The sequence below is a fragment of the Mesorhizobium sp. M7A.F.Ca.US.005.03.2.1 genome (assembly GCF_003997795.1).
Lineage (GTDB): Bacteria > Pseudomonadota > Alphaproteobacteria > Rhizobiales > Rhizobiaceae > Mesorhizobium > Mesorhizobium ciceri.
The window spans coordinates 1-18,722 of sequence record NZ_RZRP01000025.1 but is presented as its reverse complement, the minus strand read 5'-3'; the positions used below and the strand labels follow the sequence as shown (position 1 = coordinate 18,722).

17 protein-coding genes are annotated in these 18,722 nt (G+C 64.5%); 12 read left to right on the top strand and 5 right to left on the bottom strand.

Going from position 1 to position 18,722, the window contains the following annotated elements:
* Positions 1-989, top strand: a 989-nt coding sequence (locus EN991_RS02915; protein ID WP_127368114.1) for a 3-deoxy-7-phosphoheptulonate synthase, incomplete at its 5' end; no start/stop codon positions are given.
* Positions 990-1,023: 34 nt separating this feature from the next.
* On the opposite strand, the gene EN991_RS02910 is transcribed toward EN991_RS02915, so the two are convergent.
* Entirely contained in the window at positions 1,024-1,659 is a 636-nt protein-coding gene (locus tag EN991_RS02910) for a LysE family translocator (RefSeq protein ID WP_013528367.1), read from the bottom strand.
* A 129-nt stretch (positions 1,660-1,788) separates the two neighbouring features.
* Here EN991_RS02910 and EN991_RS02905 point away from each other — a divergent pair, with 129 nt between their 5' ends.
* On the top strand, positions 1,789-2,490 hold the full coding sequence (locus tag EN991_RS02905) for a YafY family protein (RefSeq protein ID WP_127368113.1): 702 nt from the start codon (positions 1,789-1,791) through the stop codon (positions 2,488-2,490).
* Between the two features lie 12 nt (positions 2,491-2,502).
* Here EN991_RS02905 and EN991_RS02900 read toward each other — a convergent pair whose 3' ends face one another.
* Positions 2,503-3,612 carry a Gfo/Idh/MocA family oxidoreductase gene (locus EN991_RS02900; RefSeq protein WP_127368112.1) on the bottom strand — a complete coding sequence of 370 codons (1,110 nt, stop codon included), beginning with the start codon at positions 3,610-3,612 and terminating at the stop codon, positions 2,503-2,505.
* A 155-nt stretch (positions 3,613-3,767) separates the two neighbouring features.
* Here EN991_RS02900 and EN991_RS02895 point away from each other — a divergent pair, with 155 nt between their 5' ends.
* From EN991_RS02895 to phnN, 9 genes are all read left to right on the top strand, one after another.
* Positions 3,768-4,613: a MurR/RpiR family transcriptional regulator gene (locus tag EN991_RS02895; RefSeq protein ID WP_164753509.1), complete on the top strand. Its 846-nt coding sequence runs from the start codon at positions 3,768-3,770 to the stop codon at positions 4,611-4,613.
* A 141-nt stretch (positions 4,614-4,754) separates the two neighbouring features.
* Entirely contained in the window at positions 4,755-6,689 is a 1,935-nt protein-coding gene (gene iolC, locus EN991_RS02890) for a 5-dehydro-2-deoxygluconokinase (protein WP_063169770.1), read from the top strand.
* A 34-nt stretch (positions 6,690-6,723) separates the two neighbouring features.
* The gene (gene iolD, locus EN991_RS02885; protein ID WP_127368110.1) at positions 6,724-8,574 is read left to right on the top strand and encodes a 3D-(3,5/4)-trihydroxycyclohexane-1,2-dione acylhydrolase (decyclizing); all 1,851 of its coding nucleotides are present in this window, start codon (positions 6,724-6,726) and stop codon (positions 8,572-8,574) included.
* 114 nt (positions 8,575-8,688) lie between these two features.
* Entirely contained in the window at positions 8,689-9,606 is a 918-nt protein-coding gene (iolE, locus tag EN991_RS02880; RefSeq protein ID WP_127368109.1) for a myo-inosose-2 dehydratase, read from the top strand.
* Positions 9,607-9,664: 58 nt separating this feature from the next.
* The gene (locus EN991_RS02875) at positions 9,665-9,883 is read left to right on the top strand and encodes a hypothetical protein (RefSeq protein ID WP_027161053.1); all 219 of its coding nucleotides are present in this window, start codon (positions 9,665-9,667) and stop codon (positions 9,881-9,883) included.
* Positions 9,884-10,033: 150 nt separating this feature from the next.
* Positions 10,034-10,846, top strand: coding sequence for a 5-deoxy-glucuronate isomerase (iolB, locus tag EN991_RS02870; RefSeq protein ID WP_064992838.1), 813 nt, complete (start codon positions 10,034-10,036; stop codon positions 10,844-10,846).
* Between the two features lie 153 nt (positions 10,847-10,999).
* Positions 11,000-11,707, top strand: coding sequence for a DUF1045 domain-containing protein (locus tag EN991_RS02865; protein WP_027161055.1), 708 nt, complete (start codon positions 11,000-11,002; stop codon positions 11,705-11,707).
* A 13-nt stretch (positions 11,708-11,720) separates the two neighbouring features.
* Positions 11,721-12,872, top strand: a complete 1,152-nt coding sequence (locus EN991_RS02860; protein WP_127368108.1) for an alpha-D-ribose 1-methylphosphonate 5-triphosphate diphosphatase — start codon at positions 11,721-11,723, stop codon at positions 12,870-12,872.
* Entirely contained in the window at positions 12,869-13,498 is a 630-nt protein-coding gene (phnN, locus tag EN991_RS02855) for a phosphonate metabolism protein/1,5-bisphosphokinase (PRPP-forming) PhnN (protein WP_027161056.1), read from the top strand. The genes EN991_RS02860 and phnN overlap by 4 nt, the downstream gene beginning before the upstream one ends.
* A gap of 5 nt (positions 13,499-13,503) precedes the next feature.
* Here the strand turns inward: phnN and EN991_RS02850 are convergent, their stop codons facing one another.
* The 3 genes from EN991_RS02850 to EN991_RS02840 form a co-directional block, all read right to left on the bottom strand.
* Positions 13,504-14,499: an ABC transporter permease gene (locus tag EN991_RS02850; RefSeq protein ID WP_027161057.1), complete on the bottom strand. Its 996-nt coding sequence runs from the start codon at positions 14,497-14,499 to the stop codon at positions 13,504-13,506.
* Positions 14,500-14,550: 51 nt separating this feature from the next.
* The gene (locus EN991_RS02845; protein WP_127368117.1) at positions 14,551-16,095 is read right to left on the bottom strand and encodes a sugar ABC transporter ATP-binding protein; all 1,545 of its coding nucleotides are present in this window, start codon (positions 16,093-16,095) and stop codon (positions 14,551-14,553) included.
* A 172-nt stretch (positions 16,096-16,267) separates the two neighbouring features.
* A complete protein-coding gene (locus EN991_RS02840; protein WP_013528381.1) occupies positions 16,268-17,230 on the bottom strand; it encodes a sugar-binding protein in 963 nt (320 codons plus the stop codon).
* 558 nt (positions 17,231-17,788) lie between these two features.
* Here EN991_RS02840 and EN991_RS02830 point away from each other — a divergent pair.
* A partial coding sequence (locus tag EN991_RS02830) for a LacI family DNA-binding transcriptional regulator (RefSeq protein ID WP_164768839.1) occupies positions 17,789-18,722 on the top strand: 934 nt, incomplete at its 3' end.

Here is an 18,722-nt window from a genome sequence, read left to right as displayed (position 1 = left end):
CCGTCAGCGCATCGCGCAACGCAACCCATGCCATCTTGAACGGGACCGACGACCGGCTGCTCGTCATCGTCGGCCCGTGTTCGATCCACGATCCGGTCGCGGCCGTCGACTACGCCAGCCGTCTGGCGGCGCTGCGCGAGAGCCTGTCGGACCGGCTGGAGATCGTGATGCGGGTCTATTTCGAAAAGCCGCGCACGACGGTCGGCTGGAAAGGCCTCATCAACGATCCCGACCTCGACGGCAGCTTCAACATCGACAAGGGGCTGCGGATGGCACGCAATGTGCTGTCGGCCGTCAACAATCTCGGCCTGCCGGCGGCGACCGAATTCCTCGACATGACCACCCCGCAATACATTGCCGACCTCGTGGCCTGGGGCGCGATCGGCGCGCGCACGACCGAGAGCCAGATCCACCGCGAACTGGCCTCGGGCCTCTCCTGCCCGGTCGGCTTCAAGAACGGCACCGACGGCAATCTGCGCATAGCCGCCGAGGCGGTGAAATCCGCCGCGCAGCCGCATCATTTCATGGCGGTGACCAAGGGCGGGCGCAGCGGCATCGCCACGACCACGGGCAATGAGGACTGCCACGTTATCCTGCGCGGCGGCGTTCAGCCCAACTATGACGCGGCGAGCGTCGAAGCCGCCGCTGTGGAACTCGCCCGCATCGGCGTTGCGCCCCGTCTGATGATCGACGTCAGCCACGCCAACTCGGCCAAGAAGCCCGAGAACCAGCCCAAGGTGGCGGCAGATGTCGCCGGCCAGGTCGCGGCAGGCGACGAGCGCATCATCGGCCTGATGATCGAGAGCAATCTCGTCGCCGGCCGGCAGGACGTGGTGCCGGGCAAGCCGCTGGTCTATGGCCAGAGCATCACCGATGGCTGCATCGACTGGGCGACCACCGAGACCGTGCTGCACGGCCTTGCCGGCGCCGTCGAGTGGCGCCGCTCGGCACGCCGCGCCATGATCGACAACCGGCAGGGAGCTGCCTGACAGGGCATAGGGAAGTGGGCGGCGGTGACCGGGATTACGCCGCCCTTAATCCTTCCCATGCCGTGAACACCGATACGGCAAAGAGCAGCAGTCCGGCCGCCCGGCCGGCAAAAATGGTCGCCCGCGGATTGGCGATCAGAAGGTTGCGGCTGCGGCCGGCCGTGATAGCCAGCCCGCCATAGATCGCAGCCTGCGTCACCACGGTCAGCAGCCCCATGACCGTCGCCTGCATCCAGATCGGACCGTAGTCCGGTTTCAGGAACTGCGGGTAGACGGCAAGCACGAACAGGTATGCCTTCGGGTTGATCAGGCAGGTCACAAACCCCTGGCGAAACGCCTTCCATGCGGAACGGCTGCCGGCAGGCCCCTCCTGGCCGACGATGATGGAACTGCGCATCAGCGTGATGCCTATGAAGGCCATGTAGGCGGCGCCGGCAAGCAGAAGCGGCTTGAACAGGATCGGCACGAAATGCATCAGCAGGCCGACGCCGATGGCGCCGTTCAGCGTATGCACCATGCCGCCGACCATGATGCCGCCGGTCGCGGCGAGACCCCTGTCGCGTCCGCCGGTCAGTGCATTGGCAAGCACGAAGAGCATATCCATGCCCGGAACGGCGATGATGCCGAACAGCAGGATAAAGAAAAGCCAGAGGTTTGCCGCGTAGTCCATGTCAGTTGCCTATCGCCTCGCCCGGCCAAGCCGCAGCGGAACCTGTTGATTTTCAATCCGATAGGCGCTCCTATAGGTCAGCCCAACTGACAATGGTGTGTCAGTTGGGCGCGCAACCTGGGGTAAAAAATGCGCAAGGCGTCGCGCCTGTTCGAGATCATCCAGATCCTGCGGCTGGCGCGGCAGCCGGTGACGGCGGCGACGATTGCCGAGCGGCTGGAAGTGACGGTGCGCTCGATCTATCGCGACATCGCAGCGCTGCAGGCGATGCGCGTGCCTATCGAAGGGGGCCGCGGCATCGGCTACATCCTGCGCCCCGGCTTCGACCTGCCGCCGCTGATGTTTTCGATCGAGGAGATGGAGGCGATCGTCCTGTCGCTGGCGCTGCTGGAGCGCACCGGCGACAATGAACTCAAGCAGGCGGCCAAGCGCGTCAGCGCCAAGATCGCCGGCGCGGTGCCGCCACCCTTGCGGCAGGCATTCGACGCCAATGCGCTGCATGCCTGGGGTTTCGCCGCGCCCTCGACCGGCGCGATCGACCTTGCGCTGGTGCGACGCGCCATCCGCGACGAGGAGAAGCTCGACCTCTCCTATCGAGACGAAATGGGCCGCGCCTCCGAGCGCCTCATCCGCCCGATCGCGCTGATCTACTACGCCGAAACCGCCAACATCGTCGCCTGGTGCGAGCTGCGCCAGGCGATCCGCAATTTCCGCAGCGACCGGATCGAGGATTGCCAGGCGACGGGGCTACGCTTCAAGGGCGAAGGCGACCGGCTGCGGCAGGTCTGGGTGAGCGGGTGGGAGACGAACGTCGCTGCCACCGTAGTCTGAAGCGAGCGGAGGTCACCTCACATCGACCCAGCGCTTTGCCTCGAACGAACGCGCCATGGCGTGCACCGTGCGCTCGATCTCCAGCCCCTCGGCGAATTCGATGAGTCGCGCGGGCTTGCCGGCCAATCGCGTCAGCAATTCGTGGCACTCGATGATCTTGAGATCGTTGAAGCCGAGGCCATGGCCTGGCGCCGGCACAAAGAGGTCATAGGGCTTGTGGTGCGGCGCCACCAGGACGGTGCGGTAGCCCTGTTCGGTGGGGCGGTCTGATGTGAGATAGAGCTGGAATTCGTTCGAGCGTTCCTGGTCGAACAGGATCGACCCCTTCGAGCCGAATATCTGGACGGCGATGCGGCCCTTGCGGCCCCAGGCCGAGCGGTTGACCAGCAGCGTGCCGGCAATGCCGTTTTCCAGATGCATCAGCACGCTGGCGATGTCGTAGGTCTCCACCGCGCGACGACCGCCGCTGGCCAGCTTGCGATCGGCATAGGGTTTAGCCATGTCGCAGATGACACTGGCGACGCGGCCGAACAGGGCTGAGACCAGAGACAGCGGATGCACGGCGAAATCGTCGAGCGCGCCATAGCCGGAAGCTGCTTCGTGCTTCCAGAAGAACAGCGCTTCGGGGTCGGCCATGAAGTCCTCGTCCATCTCGATGCGCAGATGGTTGACCTCGCCGATGATCTTCTCTTCCAGCAGCGCGCCGATATGGCGGATGGCCGGGCTCTGGATGTAGTTGTAGCCGAGCGCCGCGACCTTGCCGGACTTTTTCGCCGCCGCCGCCATCGCCTCGGCCTCGGCAAAGCTCGGCGCCATCGGCTTTTCGCACCACAGATGCTTGCCTACCTGAAGAACCGCGATGGCCATTTCCGGATGGAACTGGTTGGGCGTGGTCAGCGAGACGATGTCGACTTCGGGATCGTTGACGACGGCGCGCCAGTCGCCCGACGCCTTGGCGAAACCGAACTCGCCCGCCTTGCGCCGGGCAAGCTCTTCATTGACCTCGCCGAGATGGACCAGCCGTGGCTTGGCCACGTCGGGAAAGACGGCGCTGACGGCACTCCATGCGATGGCGTGACACTTGCCCATGAAACCCGTACCGATGAGACCGACGCCGACCATTTTCCGTTTCTCCACTGCTTGAAGCGCTGCGTGGATGAATTAGTCCATTTTCTCCTGAAATGGAATGTCTGCCTCATTTTTTATGGTGTTCTTGCGCAGGCTCGCTATGATGAGGCACAGAGGATGCTTCACGCATGAGCCTGGACAGAGCGACGATGGACGAACGGATACCTCGCGATTTCGAGACGCTGCGCACCACCATCCTGGAGCGACGCGAAAGCCTGCCGAAACGCATCGCCCAGATCGCTGCCCATGCGCTCGACAATCCAGACGATATCGCCTTCGGCACCGCCGCCAGCATCGCCGCTTCGGCCGGCGTGCAGCCTTCGACCCTGATCCGATTTGCCCAGCAGCTTGGCTTCGATGGTTTCACCAGCCTGCAGCAGGTGTTTCGCGAGCGGCTGCGCGAGCGCAACTCATCCTATGACGAAAGGCTGCAGGCGCTGCGCGTCAAGGCTGAGGGAGGCGCCGGCCACCGGGCGATCTTCGACGGCTTCGTCGCCGCCGCCTCGACCTCGCTCAACGATATCTCGCGCACGCTGGACGAAGCGCATCTGGAAGACGCTATTTCCCTGCTGGCAAAGGCGGAAACCATCTATGTGCTGGCCAAGCGGCGCTCCTATCCGGTGGCGTCCTACATCGCCTATGCACTGGGCAAGCTGAAGATCCGCAACCAGCTGATCGAATCGGCGGCCGGGCTGAATGCCGAGATGATCGGCTTCGCCACGCCGGCGGATGCCGTCATCGCCATCTCCTTCTCGCCCTACGCGCCGGCCACGATCGAGGAGGCGCGCAGCATCTCGGAACAGGGCGTGCCGATCGTCGCCATCACCGACAGCTCGTTTTCGCCGCTCGCCCAGTTCGCCAAGGTCTGGTTCGAGGTTGCCGAGGCCGATTTCGCCGGCTTCCGCTCACTGTCGGCGACAATGGCGCTGGCCATGGCGCTGACCGTCGGCGTCGGCGAGAAGCGGCGCGGCACGGGCAGGAAGCGCAAGGCCTGATCCACCGCCGAAAAGGTACTTTTCACCGAAGGAATGCTCATTCCATATTGACTATGGATTGGAATTATTATTTCATATTCCCGGCGCCACGCTGCCGCTCGCGCGTGTACCCCAACACAACAAGGCCGACGGGAGGTTCCAATGAGCGAAGCCGTGGACGCTGAATACGCGCCGCTCGACGTCATCACCATCGGTCGCGCTTCCGTCGACCTTTACGGCCAGCAGATCGGCTCGCGGCTGGAGGACATCACCTCCTTCGCCAAGTCGGTCGGCGGCTGCCCGGCCAACATCTCGGTCGGCACCGCCAGGCTCGGCCTGCGCTCGGCGCTGCTCACCCGCGTCGGCGACGAGCAGATGGGCCGCTTCATCCGCGAGCAGCTGACGCGTGAAGGCGTCAATGTCGACGGGCTCAAGACCGACAAGGAGCGGCTAACCGCACTGGTGCTGCTGTCGGTCGAGGACGAAGGCGTCTCGCCGATGATCTTCTATCGCTCGGACTGCGCCGACATGGCGCTGGCGCCGGAAGACATCGATGAGGCCTTCATCGCCTCGGCGCGCTCGATCGTCGTCACCGGCACGCATTTTTCCAGGCCCAACAGCGATGCCGCGCAGCGCAAGGCGATCCGCATCATGAAGGCCAAGGGCGGCAAGGTGGTGTTCGACATCGACTACCGGCCGAACCTGTGGGGCCTCGCCGGCCATGCCGAAGGGTTCGAGCGCTATGTGAAATCGGACCGGGTCTCGGCGCAGCTGAAGACGGTGCTGCCCGACTGCGACCTCATCGTCGGCACCGAGGAAGAGATCATGATCGCGTCGGGCGCCGATGATTGCCTGAGCGCCTTGAAGACAATCCGCTCGCTGTCGTCCGCCACCATCGTCCTGAAGCGCGGCGCGATGGGCTGCATCGTCTATGACGGACCGATCAGCGACGATCTCGAGGACGGCGTCGTCGGCAAGGGGTTTCCGATCGAGATCTACAATGTGCTCGGCGCCGGCGACGCCTTCATGTCGGGCTTCCTGCGCGGCTGGCTGGGTGGCGAAGACCATGCGACGGCGGCGACCTGGGCCAATGCCTGCGGCGCCTTCGCCGTGTCGCGGCTGCTCTGCGCGCCGGAATATCCGACCTTCGAGGAGCTGCGGTTCTTCCTCAAGAACGGCAGCAGGCATCTGGCGTTGCGCAAGGACGAGGCGATCAACCACATCCATTGGGCAACGACGCGCCGGCGCGACATTCCCTCGATGATGGCGCTCGCCTGCGACCACCGCGTGCAGCTCGAGGATGTGGCGGCGAAGGCCGGTGCCGATCCCGCACGCATCCAGGATTTCAAGGTGCTGGCGGTCAAGGCGGCGGCGAAGGTTGCCGCCGGCCGCGACGGCTACGGCATGCTGATCGACGAGAAACACGGCCGCAAGGCGATGTTCGAATTCGCCAGGCATTCCTTCGCCTGGCTCGGGCGGCCGGTGGAGCTGCCGGGTTCGCGGCCGCTGCGCTTCGAGTTCTCGCAGGACATCGGCTCGCAGCTCACCGAGTGGCCGGTCGACCATTGCATCAAATGCCTGTGCTTCTATCATCCCGACGATCCGGCGGCGCTCAAGGACGAACAGCAGCAGAAGTTGCGCGCGCTGTTCGAAGCCGCGCGGAAGGTCGGCAGGGAACTTCTCATCGAGATCATTGCCGGCAAGCATGGCAAGCTCGACGACACGACGATCCCGCGCGCGCTGGAGGAACTCTATGCGCTCGGCATCAAGCCGGACTGGTGGAAGCTCGAGCCGCAGGCGTCGAGCGGCGCCTGGGCGAAGATCGAGGCCGTGATCCTGAAGCACGACCCCTGGTGCCGCGGCGTCGTGCTGCTGGGCCTGGAAGCGCCGCAGGACGAGCTGGAAGCGGCGTTCGCCGCCACCGCCAAGGCACCCATCGTCAAGGGTTTTGCCGTCGGCCGCACCATCTTCGTCCATGCGGCCGAACAATGGCTGGCCGGCAGGATGTCGGATGACGAGGCGATCGCCGACATGGCGCAGCGCTTCGAACAGTTGACGGATGCGTGGCTTGCCGCGCGCGGCCGCAAGGCGGCATAAGAAGGCGCGGAATAGGACTGCGGAGGAAAACACCATGAGCAAGACAATCCGCCTGACGATGGCGCAGGCGCTGACCCGCTTCCTGTCGCGCCAGATGACTGAGATCGACGGTAGCAAAGTCCCGATCTTCGGCGGCGTCTGGGCGATCTTCGGCCACGGCAATGTCGCCGGCATCGGCGAGGCGCTCTATCAGGTGCGCGACGAACTGCCGACCTTTCGCGCCCACAACGAACAGGCGATGGCGCATGCGGCAATCGCCTACGCCAAGGCCAATTTCCGCCGCCGCTTCATGGCCGCGACGTCCTCGATCGGCCCCGGCGCGCTCAACATGGTGACGGCGGCGGCGCTCGCCCATGTAAACAGGTTGCCCGTCCTGTTTTTGCCAGGCGATGTCTTCGCCAACCGCATCCCCGACCCGGTGCTGCAGCAGGCCGAGGATTTTTCCGACGGCACGGCGACGGTCAACGACTGCTTCCGTCCGGTTTCGCGCTATTTCGACCGCATCACCCGGCCGGAGCAGATCATTCCTGCGCTGAGCCGTGCCATGGCCGTGCTGACCGATCCGGCCGAATGCGGCCCGGTGACGCTGTCGCTCTGCCAGGACGTCCAGGCCGAGGCCTATGACTATCCCGAGAGTTTTTTCGCGGAGCGGGTCTGGCACCAGCGCCGGCCGCGCCCGGATCGCCAGGAACTGGCGGCCGCGGTCGCCGCGCTCAAGGGTGCAAAAAAGCCGTTGGTGATCGCCGGCGGCGGTGTCCTCTATTCGCAGGCGTCGGACGAACTGGCGAAATTCGCCGAGGGCGCCGGCATTCCTGTCTGCGAGACGCAAGGCGGCAAATCCTCGCTGCCGGACAACCACCCGCTCAACATGGCGGCGGTCGGCGTCACCGGCACTTCTGCCGCCAACCGGCTGGCTGAGGAAGCCGATGTCGTGCTGGCCATCGGCACGCGCCTGCAGGATTTCACCACCGGTTCGTGGGCGCTGTTCAAGAATTCGGGCAAGACCATCATCGGGCTCAACGTGCAGCCCTTCGATGCCGGCAAGCACCGCGCCCTGCCGCTGGTGGCCGATGCGGCCGAGGGCCTGGGGGAACTCGGTGCTGCGCTGAAGGACTGGAAGGCGCCGGCAAGCTGGACCGACAATGCGTCCTCCGGCAAGAAGGCCTGGGCGGTCGAGGCGGCCAAGGTGACGGCGTCGACCAATGCCGCCTATCCGTCCGATGCGCAGGTGATCGGCGCGGTGCAGCGCGCCATGGGCTCCGGTGTGACGCTGCTGAATGCCTCCGGCGGGTTGCCGGGCGAATTGCACAAGCTTTGGCAGGCGGGCGCGCCCGGCTCGTACCATGGCGAATACGGCTTCTCGACCATGGGCTATGAGATTGCCGGCGGGCTCGGCGCCAAGATGGCGAAGCCCGGCGAGGAGATCGTCGTCATGATCGGCGACGGCTCCTACCTGATGATGAATTCGGAGATCGCCACCTCGGTGATGCTCGGCCTCAAGCTGACCATCGTGCTGCTCGACAACCGCGGTTACGGCTGCATCAACCGGCTGCAGATGGCGACCGGCGGCGCCAACTTCAACAATCTGCTGAAGGACTCGCGCCACGAGGTTCTGCCCGACATCGACTTCGCCGCGCATGCGGCGAGCATGGGGGCGATTGCCGAGAAAGTGCCGTCGATCGCCGGGCTGGAAAACGCGCTGGCACAAGCCAGGAAGAATACGCGCACCACGGTGCTCGTCATCGACACCGACCCGCTGGTTTCCACCGATGCCGGCGGTCACTGGTGGGATGTGGCGGTGCCGGAAGTGTCAGTGCGGCCGCAGGTCAACGCGGCGCGCAAGGCGTATGACGAAAAGCGGCAGATGCAGACCATCGGCGATTGATAGAGGCGCCGAAGCTCCTCCTTCTCCCTGTCTCTACACGGGGAGAAGATGCCGGCAGGCAGATGAGGGGCGGCGCCAACGAGCAAGAAACTGTTTTAGGACCGGAGTGACGACTTGAAAGCCAAACTGGGCATGTCCCCCATTGCGTGGTGGAACGACGATCTTGCGGAGCTCAGCGATGACGTGTCGCTGGAAGAATGTCTGCGCCAGTCGCGCTCGGCCGGCTTCACCGGCATGGAGATGGGCCGGCGTTTTCCCAATGACCCCGAAATCATGCTGCCGATCCTGAAGGCCGCCGACGTCACGCTGTGCGGCGGCTGGTTCTCGGGCACGCTGGTCGATGGGGAGATGGCCGACAACAAGGATCGCATCCAGCCGATGATCGACCTGTTCAAGGCGGTGAACGCGCCTTGCATCGTCTATGGCGAGGTTGGCCGTTCGATCCAGGGCGACCGCTCGAAGCCGCTGGCGACCAAGCCGAAGCTGTCGGACGACGAGATGAAGGCTTATGCGAAACGCCTGACCGCGTTTGGCGAATGGTGCGCCGAACAGGGCATGCCGTTGTCCTACCACCACCACATGGCGGCAGTGGTTGAGACCGAGCCGGAACTCGATGCCTTCATGCGCTATTCCGGAGCCGGCATTCCGCTGCTGCTCGATGCAGGCCATCTGGCATTCGCCGGCGGCGACGTGCTGCGCGCCATCGACAACCATCATACCCGGATCAGCCATGTGCATGTGAAGGACGTCCGCATGGGGGTGATCGAAAAGCTCGACCGCACGAAGCAGTCCTTCCTCGACGCGGTGGCGCTCGGCGCCTTCACCGTGCCGGGCGACGGTTCGCTGGACTTCGGCGCCATCGTGCAGCGCTTCGCCGACCATGGCTATGAGGGCTGGTTCGTGGTCGAGGCCGAGCAGGACCCGAAGAAGAACCCGCCGCTCAAGATGGCGCAAGTGGGCTACGAGGAATTGATGCGCGTCATGACGGCGGCCGGATACACGGTCGAGACGCAAGGCTTTCCAAATGTCTAGTCTCCCAATGGCTGGTGCGACGGGTTCCCGGCGAGGCCGATTGCTGTAGATTGGCCCGATGAAAGATTCCGAACACCCCTTCTTCCGGCCTTTGTGGCGGCGTGTCGCCGTCGTCGCGGTCTGCGTCATCTGGTCGATCATCGAGTTCGCCACCGGCACGCCGTTCTGGGGCATGATCGCGCTCGGCTTCGCCGGCTACGCCGTCTGGCAGTTTTTTTATCTCTACAAGCCTGCTGACGAGGCGAGGCCTCCGGTCGGGCCCGAGCCGAAGGAGTGACTGATCGCATGCGTCGGCGGTTAGCTTCCAGTGCTTCTAACTTCGTCATCCTAGGGTCTCCGCGACGGAGCTTCGCTCCTGCTAGGCCCTAGGATGACGAAGTTGAGAGGCTTCGGCCGATCTCGAAGATTTGCGATAGGAGAGACAAAAATGTCGAAGCTGCTCGTCAAAGCCGACAAGGGCCACGGTCGCGTCGCCCATGTGACGCCGAAAAGCGCCGGCTGGACCTATGTCGGTTTCGACCTGCATCGGCTGAAGCCGGGCGAGAGCGCCTCCGGCAAGACGGAGGATCGCGAAGTCTGCCTGGTGTTCGTCACCGGCAAGGGCAAGGCTTCAGCCGGCGGCAAGGAGCTCGGCCTGCTCGGCGAGCGCATGTCGCCCTTCGAGGGCAAGCCGTGGTCGGTCTACGTGCCTGAGGGTTCGGACTGGTCGGTGACCGCGGACACCGAACTGGAACTCGCGGTCTGCTCGGCGCCGGGCCTTGGCGGCCGCCTGCCGGTTCGCGTCATCGGACCGGACGATCTCGGCCAGGAGGTGCGCGGCAAGGGCACCAACACGCGCTATGTCACCAACATATTGCCGGAGGGCAAGCCGGCCGATTCGCTGCTGGTGGTCGAGGTCATCACGCCCGGGGGGCATACGTCGAGCTATCCGCCGCACAAGCACGACCAGGACAATCTGCCCGCTGAATCCTACCTCGAGGAAACTTACTATCACCGCCTCAACCCGCCACAGGGCTTTGCCTTCCAGCGCGTCTACACCGACGCCGACAAGAACGGCCATCGCGCGCTCGACGAAGCAATGGCGATCGAGGATGGCGATGTCGTGCTGGTACCCAGGGGTTATCACCCCTGCGCCGCCTGCCATGGCTACGACCTCTATTATCTCAACGTCATGGCAGGACCGAAGCGGACGTGGAAGTTCCACAATGCGCCCGAGCATGAATGGCTGATGAAGGCCTGATCGGTCGCTGCGTGAGCACTCGCTCCCTGGTCCAGCACGAAAAAATCGTCGGCTAATGACCCCGCCGCAGCGTTTTGTTACCTGAAAGCCAGCAAGGCTTCGTCAATTCGTCATGGAAATCACCTATGGCAGCGAAGCTGACAAGGACTTTCCATGCGCTACGCCCTCTATTTCACTCCCCGGCAGGACGAGCCACTGGCGCGGATTGCCGCCGACTGGCTGGGCCGCGACCCGTTTGGCGCCGCGACGAGGCCGGTCGAAGCGGTGGCCGACCTGTCGGCGGCGGAAGTCGCTTTCCACACCGCTTCGGCGCGCCGCTATGGTTTCCATGCGACGCTGAAAGCACCGTTCCGCCTAGCTGCCAACGAGACGGAAGTCTCGCTGCGCGCCGCACTCGACCTTTTTGCCGAGGTGACGCCGGTGGTGACCATTCCCCGTCTCGTGGTCAGCCAGATCGACGGCTTCTTCGCACTGGTGCCGGAAGGGCCAGTGCCTGCGCTCAACCGGTTCGCCGATGACGTGGTGCGCGACTTCGACCGGTTTCGCGCACCGCTGAGCGAGGCGGAAATCGAGCGGCGCAGCCCGGATTCGCTGAAGCCGGCCGAGTTCCGCAATCTCTGCCAATGGGGCTACCCCTATGTCTTCGAAACCTTTCGCTTCCACATGACGCTCTCCGGCCGGGCGGGGTCACAGGAGAGCCCGCGTTTGCGCGCAGCGATCGACAGCCTGTTCGCGGAAGTGCTGCAACAGAAGGTCCTGGTGGATGCGCTGACCTTGTTTGTCGAAACCGAACCGGGTGCGCCGTTCATGGTGCTCTCGCATCACGCGCTCGGGCGCCGCCCGGCCAGAAAAACCGCCTGAAGGACTGCCTGAAATGACCGCCGAGACTGTTCTCCACAATGCCCGCATCGTGCTTGCCGACGAGATCGTCGAAGGTTCGCTGGTGCTGCGCGACGGCTTTATCGCCGGCATCGAAGCCGGCGCAAGCTCTGGTTCTGGCCGCACCGGCGAGGATATGGGCGGCGACTATATTATTCCCGGGCTGGTCGAGTTGCACACCGACCATCTCGAAGGCCATTACGCGCCGCGGCCCAAGGTGCGCTGGAATCCGATCGCCGCCGTGCTCGCCCATGACGCGCAGGTGGCAACCGCCGGCATCACCACCGTGCTGGATGCCTTGCGCGTCGGTATGGACGAAGACGCCGACCTGACATCGGCCGACATCCGCAAGCTGGCCGACGCGATCGAGGACAGTGTGAAGCAGGACCGTCTGCGCGCCGACCATTTCATCCACCTGCGCTGCGAGGTTTCGGCTCCGGACTGCCTCAGGGCTTTCGCCAATTTCGACGGCGACGAGCGGGTTAAGCTGGCATCGCTGATGGATCATGCGCCAGGCCAGCGCCAGTTCGTCAATCTCGAAACCTATGCCTACTATTACCAGCGCAAGCTGAAGCTGACCGATCGCGACTTCAAGGTGTTCTGCGAAAAGCGGATGGCCGAATCGGCGCGCAATTCGGCGCCGAACCGGGCGGTGATCGCCGCCGCCTGCCAGGAGCGCGGCATCGTGCTGGCCAGCCACGACGACGCCACATCGGGCCATGTCGACGAAGCGATCGAGCAGGGCGTGCGGGTCGCCGAATTCCCGACCACGGAAGAGGCCGCCAGGGCCTCGAAAGAGGCCGGGATGGGTGTGCTGATGGGCGCGCCAAACGTTATGCGCGGCGCCTCGCATTCGGGCAATGTCTCGGCCCGTACGCTGGCCAGCGACGGCCTGCTCGACATCTTGTCGTCCGACTACATTCCCTTCAGCCTGATCCAGTCGGCGTTCTTCCTCGGCGATGTCGTCGAAGGCATTTCCCTGCCGCAGGCCGTCGCCATGGTCTCGAAGAACCCGGCCGATGCGGTTGGCCTGACCGACCGCGGCGTCATCGAGCAGGGCCGCCGCGCCGATCTGGTGCGGGTGCGCGTCGACGACCATGTTCCGGTCGTGCGCACCGTGTGGCGGCAGGGACGCCGGGTGGCATGATGGTGTCGGCACTGATCGAGCGGGAACTTTCGGCCGAGACGTTTCCGATCCGCGATGGCGTTTTCGTCGCCGTCGTCGGCCCAAGCGGCGCCGGCAAGGACACGGTGATCGGCTACGCCCGCAACCATTTTGCCGACGAAACGCGGCTGGAGTTCGTCCGCCGGGTCATCACCAGGCCGAGCGATGCCGCAAGCGAGGATCACGACACGCTGGCCGACGCTGCCTTCGCCGAAGCCGAAGCCGATGGCGCCTTCGCCATTTCCTGGGAAGCACACGGCTTGCGCTACGGCATCCCCGCCGATGTCGACTGGTCTGTCGCCAATGGCCGTGTCGCTGTCGCCAATGTGTCGCGCGCGATCATCCCCTCCTTGCGCGAACGCTATGCCAACCTGGCCATCGTCGAGATCACTGCCTCGCCTGACGTGCTGGCCGAGCGTCTGGCGATGCGCGGCCGGGAGTCCCGCGGCGAAGTGCTGGCGCGGCTGGCACGCAGCGCCAATGTCACTCTGTCCGGGCCCGGCGTCACCTCGATCGACAACAGCGGCCCGCGCGAAGCCGCCGGCGAACGCTTCGCCGAGGTGCTGCGCAAGGCGATGGCCTTTTCCGACATGTCGGGCCTGATCTAGGCTAGCTATTCCGCAGCCTGGCCCGCCACGCCCTTGCGGGTGGCGTCGACCATCAGCCGCCGTTCCCGGAACACGCCCCATTGCTGGTCGACCAGCACGCCGATGAGGATGACGCCGCCCATCACCGCGAAGTTGAGCGAGGACGGGATGCCGAGCAGGTTGACGAGATTCTGCAGCTCCTGCAGCAGCACCGTGCCGAGGATGACGCCGATCAGCGAGCCTTCGCCGCCGCGCAGCGAGAAGCCGCCGAGCACGGCGGCGGCGATGGCGTAGAGTTCGTAGAACTGGCCGTGGCTGGCCGGCGAGATCGAGCGCGTGTACATGGCGAAATAGATCGCCGACAGCGCCGTCAGCACACCGCAGATGACATAGGCGGCGATGACGACACGGCCGGTGCGGATGCCCGAATATTTCGCCGCCTCCTCGTTCTTGCCGATGGCGTAGAGATAGCGGCCGAACACCGAGCGATGCAGCACCACCCACATGACGATCGAAATAACGATCAGCGCGATGAAACTGTTCGGCACGCCATAGGAGCGTCCGGCCGTCAGGAATTCGAGCTCGGGAAAATTCTGGCCGAACGCAAAACCCGCCGTGCCGTCGGCGGTGTAGAAGCGGGCGACACCGCGGTAGATCAACAGGCCGCACAAAGTGACGACGAAAGGCTGCAGCTTGAGCCTTGTGATCAGCCAGCCATGCACCAGGCCTATGATGGCGCCGAGGAACAGGATCAGCACGAAGGCCAGCGGCCAGCCCACCTCGCGCACGGCGATGAAGTCGATGAACAGCGTTCCAAGCAGCGCGACCACCGAGCCGACCGACAATTCGATGCCGCCGGTGATGATGACGAAGGCCTGGCCGATCGACAGGATGCCGAACAGGCCGATCAGGTTCGAGGTGTTGGCGAGGTTGATCGGCAACAGGAAGCGCGGATTGATGATCGCAACGATCGCCCCGACCACCAGGATCAGGATCAGCAGGCCGAGATCTTTCTTGCTCATCGTCTTCTCCCCAATGCCTGAGCAGATCGCGCTTGCGCGACCCCGGCAAAACTACTTCGGCTGCTTGCCCACCGCCAGCAGCAGCACGTTTTCCTGGCTGAACCGGTCCTTGTCGAGAATGCCGGAGATTTGGCCCTCATGCATGACGGCGATGCGGTCGGACACGCCGATCACCTCTTCCATGTCCGACGAGATCATCAGCACGGCGACGCCGGCATCGGCCAATGCGCGCATCAGGCCGTAGATTTCCGCCTTGGCGCCGATGTCGATGCCGCGCGTCGGCTCGTCGAGGATCATCACCTTGGGGTTCATGGCCAGCCACTTGCCGAGCACGACCTTCTGCTGATTGCCGCCCGACAGCGTGCCGGTGCGCGTCTGCACCGAAGGCGCCTTGATGCCGAGATCTTTCTTCTGCTTCTCGGCGGTGGAGGTCTCGGCGCTTGAGGACACCAGGGAGCGGCGCGCATGCGCGGGCAGATTGGGCAGCGAAATGTTCTGAGCGATCGACAGGTCGAGCAGGATACCGGTGAGCTTGCGGTCTTCCGGCACCAGGAAGATGCCGTGCGCGACGGCGTCGGCCGCGGAAGCCAGCGCAAGCGGCTTGCCGTCGAGTTCCAGCGCGCCCCCGAGCTTCGAATCGATGCCGAAGAACACCCGCGCCAGCTCGGTGCGGCCGGAACCGACAAGACCGGCGAGGCCGAGGATTTCGCCGCGCCTGACGTCGAGATCGACCGGGCGGCCGGGATAGGCAGGGGTGCGGATGGCCTTGGCCGCAAGTGCTACGGCGCCGGGCGCACGCGCCGCTTCCGAGGCCTTCTCGCGCTCCTTCAGCATGCGGCCGATCATCAGCTTGACCATCTGGTCGTGGCCGATGTCGCTCTTCGGCAAGGTGCCGGCCAGCATGCCGTCGCGCAGCACCACGACGCGGTCGGCGACGCGCTCGACCTCGTCCAGGCGGTGCGAGATGAAGATGACGCTGATGCCGTCGGCCTTCAGCGCCTTGATGACGTCGAGCAATTTGTCGGTCTCGGCGAGCGGCAGGCTCGATGTCGGCTCGTCGAGGATGACCAGCCGCGCCTCGATCGACAGCGCCTTGGCGATCTCGACCATCTGCTGCTGCGCCAGAGACAGGGTCGCGACCGGCGTGTCGGCGGAAAAATTGGCGCCGACGCGCTTCAAAAGCGGCGCCACCATGGTGCGCAGCTTTGCGCGGTCGACGAGCTTGAGCGGCCCGGCGCGCAAAGGTTCGCGGCCGAAGAAGATGTTGGCGGCGACGTCCAGATTTTCGAACAAATTGAGTTCCTGGTGGACGAAGGCGATGCCCGATCCCAGGCTGGCTTCGACGGAGAGCCTGTCATGCGCGGTGCCGTCGACGGTGATCGTGCCGCTGTCGGGCCTGGTGACGCCGCCGAGGATCTTCATCAACGTCGATTTGCCGGCGCCGTTTTCGCCGACAAGGCCGATGACCTCGCCCGGCCTGACCTCCATGGAGAAGCCGTCGAGCGCGACGACGCCCGGATAGGTCTTGCGCACGTTCTCAAGGCTGAGGAACGGGGCGGTCACGGATGCAGCAATGGATGTGTCGGAATAATTCATCATGCCTGACAGCGATTGGCGGGCCAATTTCTGAGCATGATCTTTTCCGAGAACCGGCTTCCACTTTTCGGGATCATGCTCTTGGCTTTTGGCAGACTGACGATCCTCGCGGTGTTCGTCAATGCGAGCAGCCGGCCCAAGCGACGTTGAGCCGGCTGAACTGCTTCAAGTCTTAGTTTCCGGCCATCGCCTTCAGATTGGCGGCGTAGGCGTCGACGTCATCCTTGCCGATGATCTTGGTCGGGATGATGATGAGGTTGCCTTCCGGGATGCCCGACTTGTCGCCCTTGAGATAGGCAGCCATCAGCTTCATGCCCTGATAGGCCCATTCGAAGGGCTGCTGCACGACGGTGGCGGCAATGGTGCCTTCCTTGACGCCGCCCAGCGTGATCGGATCGTCATCGAAGCCGACGACGGTGATCGAGCCGAGCTTGCCGGCATCGCGCAGCGCTTCATAGATGCGCGGCGTGTTGTAGGAGTAGAAGCCGACCATGCAGGTGACGTCGGGGCTGGCGACCAGCGCGTCCTCGACATTCTTCTTGGCGCGCGCCTGGTCGATGTCGTCGCCGCGCACGTCGATCAGCTCGATCTTGGTGCCGGCCAGGCCGTCCTTCATGCCCTGGATGCGCTCCTTGGCATTGTCGGCGCCGAGCAGGCCGACGAAGCCGAGGCACTTGCCGCCATTGGGCATCGCCTTCTTGGCGATTTCGGCCGCCTGCTTGCCGGCATCGACGTTGGACGAGCCGATATAGGCGACGCGCTTGGTCTGCGGGGCGTCCGAGTCGGTGGTGAACAGCGCGGTTTCCGAGGCGATCTTGTTCAACCCATCGGTCGAGGTCTTGGGATCGACGGCCGAGACCATGATGCCCTTGACGCCGGCGGTCACCAGATCGTCCATCAGCCGCTGCTGGATGGCGACCGAGGACTGTTCGGGATATTTGAGCTCGAGCGTATAGTCGGGCAGTTCGCCCTGCGCCTTCTTGACGCCGGCTTCGGCGGCCTTCCAGAAATCGGAAGCGCCGTTGACGACGAAGGCCAGCGTCGGCTTGTCGTCGGCGCGCGCGATTGCCGTGGCCGACAGGCCAAGCAGCAGCGCGGTCGCGGCTACGGATGCATTGCGTATCAAGGATTTCATGTTCAACCTCCCGTTTGGCTCAGTCGTTGGACCGGCCGATCTTGCACTGACCTGATTTGCCGTTTGCAGCGTGGACGCCCTCCTCCTCAAAGGGGTTCCCGGCACCGAAAGAATGGCGTCGTTCCAGCCACGACAGCGACCTTAGAGACTCATCCCTCATTCGTAAATAGTCCGATTTGTCTGACATATCACATATCCGAGACAAGGCTTGCGGAGATAGGATCCGCTCGCCACCGGGCCATTTTTCGTACTCTCCCGCCGCCCCGGACGTGACCGGCCGGATGCGACGATTGACGGTACAGCGCATTTTTGTATTAGTAAACAGTATTAGTTCCGAGCCAATGCCAGCGGTTTCGCGGTGTGCCCGCCGGCGTGCCGCCCTCACGGCTGGGCCGCCGCCCAGGCCTTTTGTTAATTGAGCTTTCGCTTGTATGGAGATGCGTGGCGGATGGACCTCCGGCATACTAATAGTTATAAACGAGCCTGACGTTATTCCGATAAAGCGACGGCGTCACGCCACCTTGCCGGCCTGACCGGCCAGCCAGACTGGGATTTGCCATGAGCGAGACGACGGATCGGGCCAGCGACACGGCGAGGCGGCGCAAGGCGCCGGCCAAGGGCGCCAAGGGCCGCGTCACCATGATCGATATCGCCAGGGCCGCCGGCTGCTCGCAGGCGACCGTGTCCTTCGTGCTCAACAATTCGCCAGGGATCAAGCTGTCGCAGCAGACCCGCGAACGGGTGATCGAGGCCGCACGGACGCTTGGCTACACCGCGCCCGCTTTCGAGGCGCTTCACCCGGCATTGCCTGCCTTCGAGGGGCCCGCCTTCGAAGGGCTGGACGGGGTGATCGGCTTTGCCGTCGACCAGCTCGCCACCAGCCCCGAAGCCGTGGTCGCCATCGAGGGCGCGCGCCAGGCCTCGTGGAATGCCGGCAACGTGCTTCTGGTGGCGCAGACGCTGGGCGATTCCGTCATGGAGCCGCGCGCCATTTCAGCGCTCACCAAGCGGGGCATTTCGGCGCTGATCTACATGACCATCTTCACCCGCGAGATCACAGCGCCCGACTATCTCTACGGCCTCGACATCCCGGTGATCCTGCTCAACTGCTACACGGCGGACTACGCCTTCCCTGCCGTGGTGCCGAGCGAGATCGCCGGCGGCCAGAGCTCGACCCGCCATTTGATCAGCCACGGCCACCGCCGCATCGCCACCATCACCGGCGAGCCGTGGATGCAGGCGGCACAGGACCGGCTGAAGGGCTACCGCCGCGCGCTCGCCACGGCCGACATTCCGTTCGATCCCGAGCTGGTGGTCGAGGGCGACTGGTCGGCCAGCGCCGGCTATGCCGCCACCGTCAAGCTGCTGGCGCTCAGGGATAAGCCCACCGCCATCTTCTGCCAGAACGACCGCACCGCGATCGGCTGCTACGAAGCGCTGAAGGAGGCCGGCCTGCACATTCCGCAAGACATTTCCGTGGTCGGCTACGACG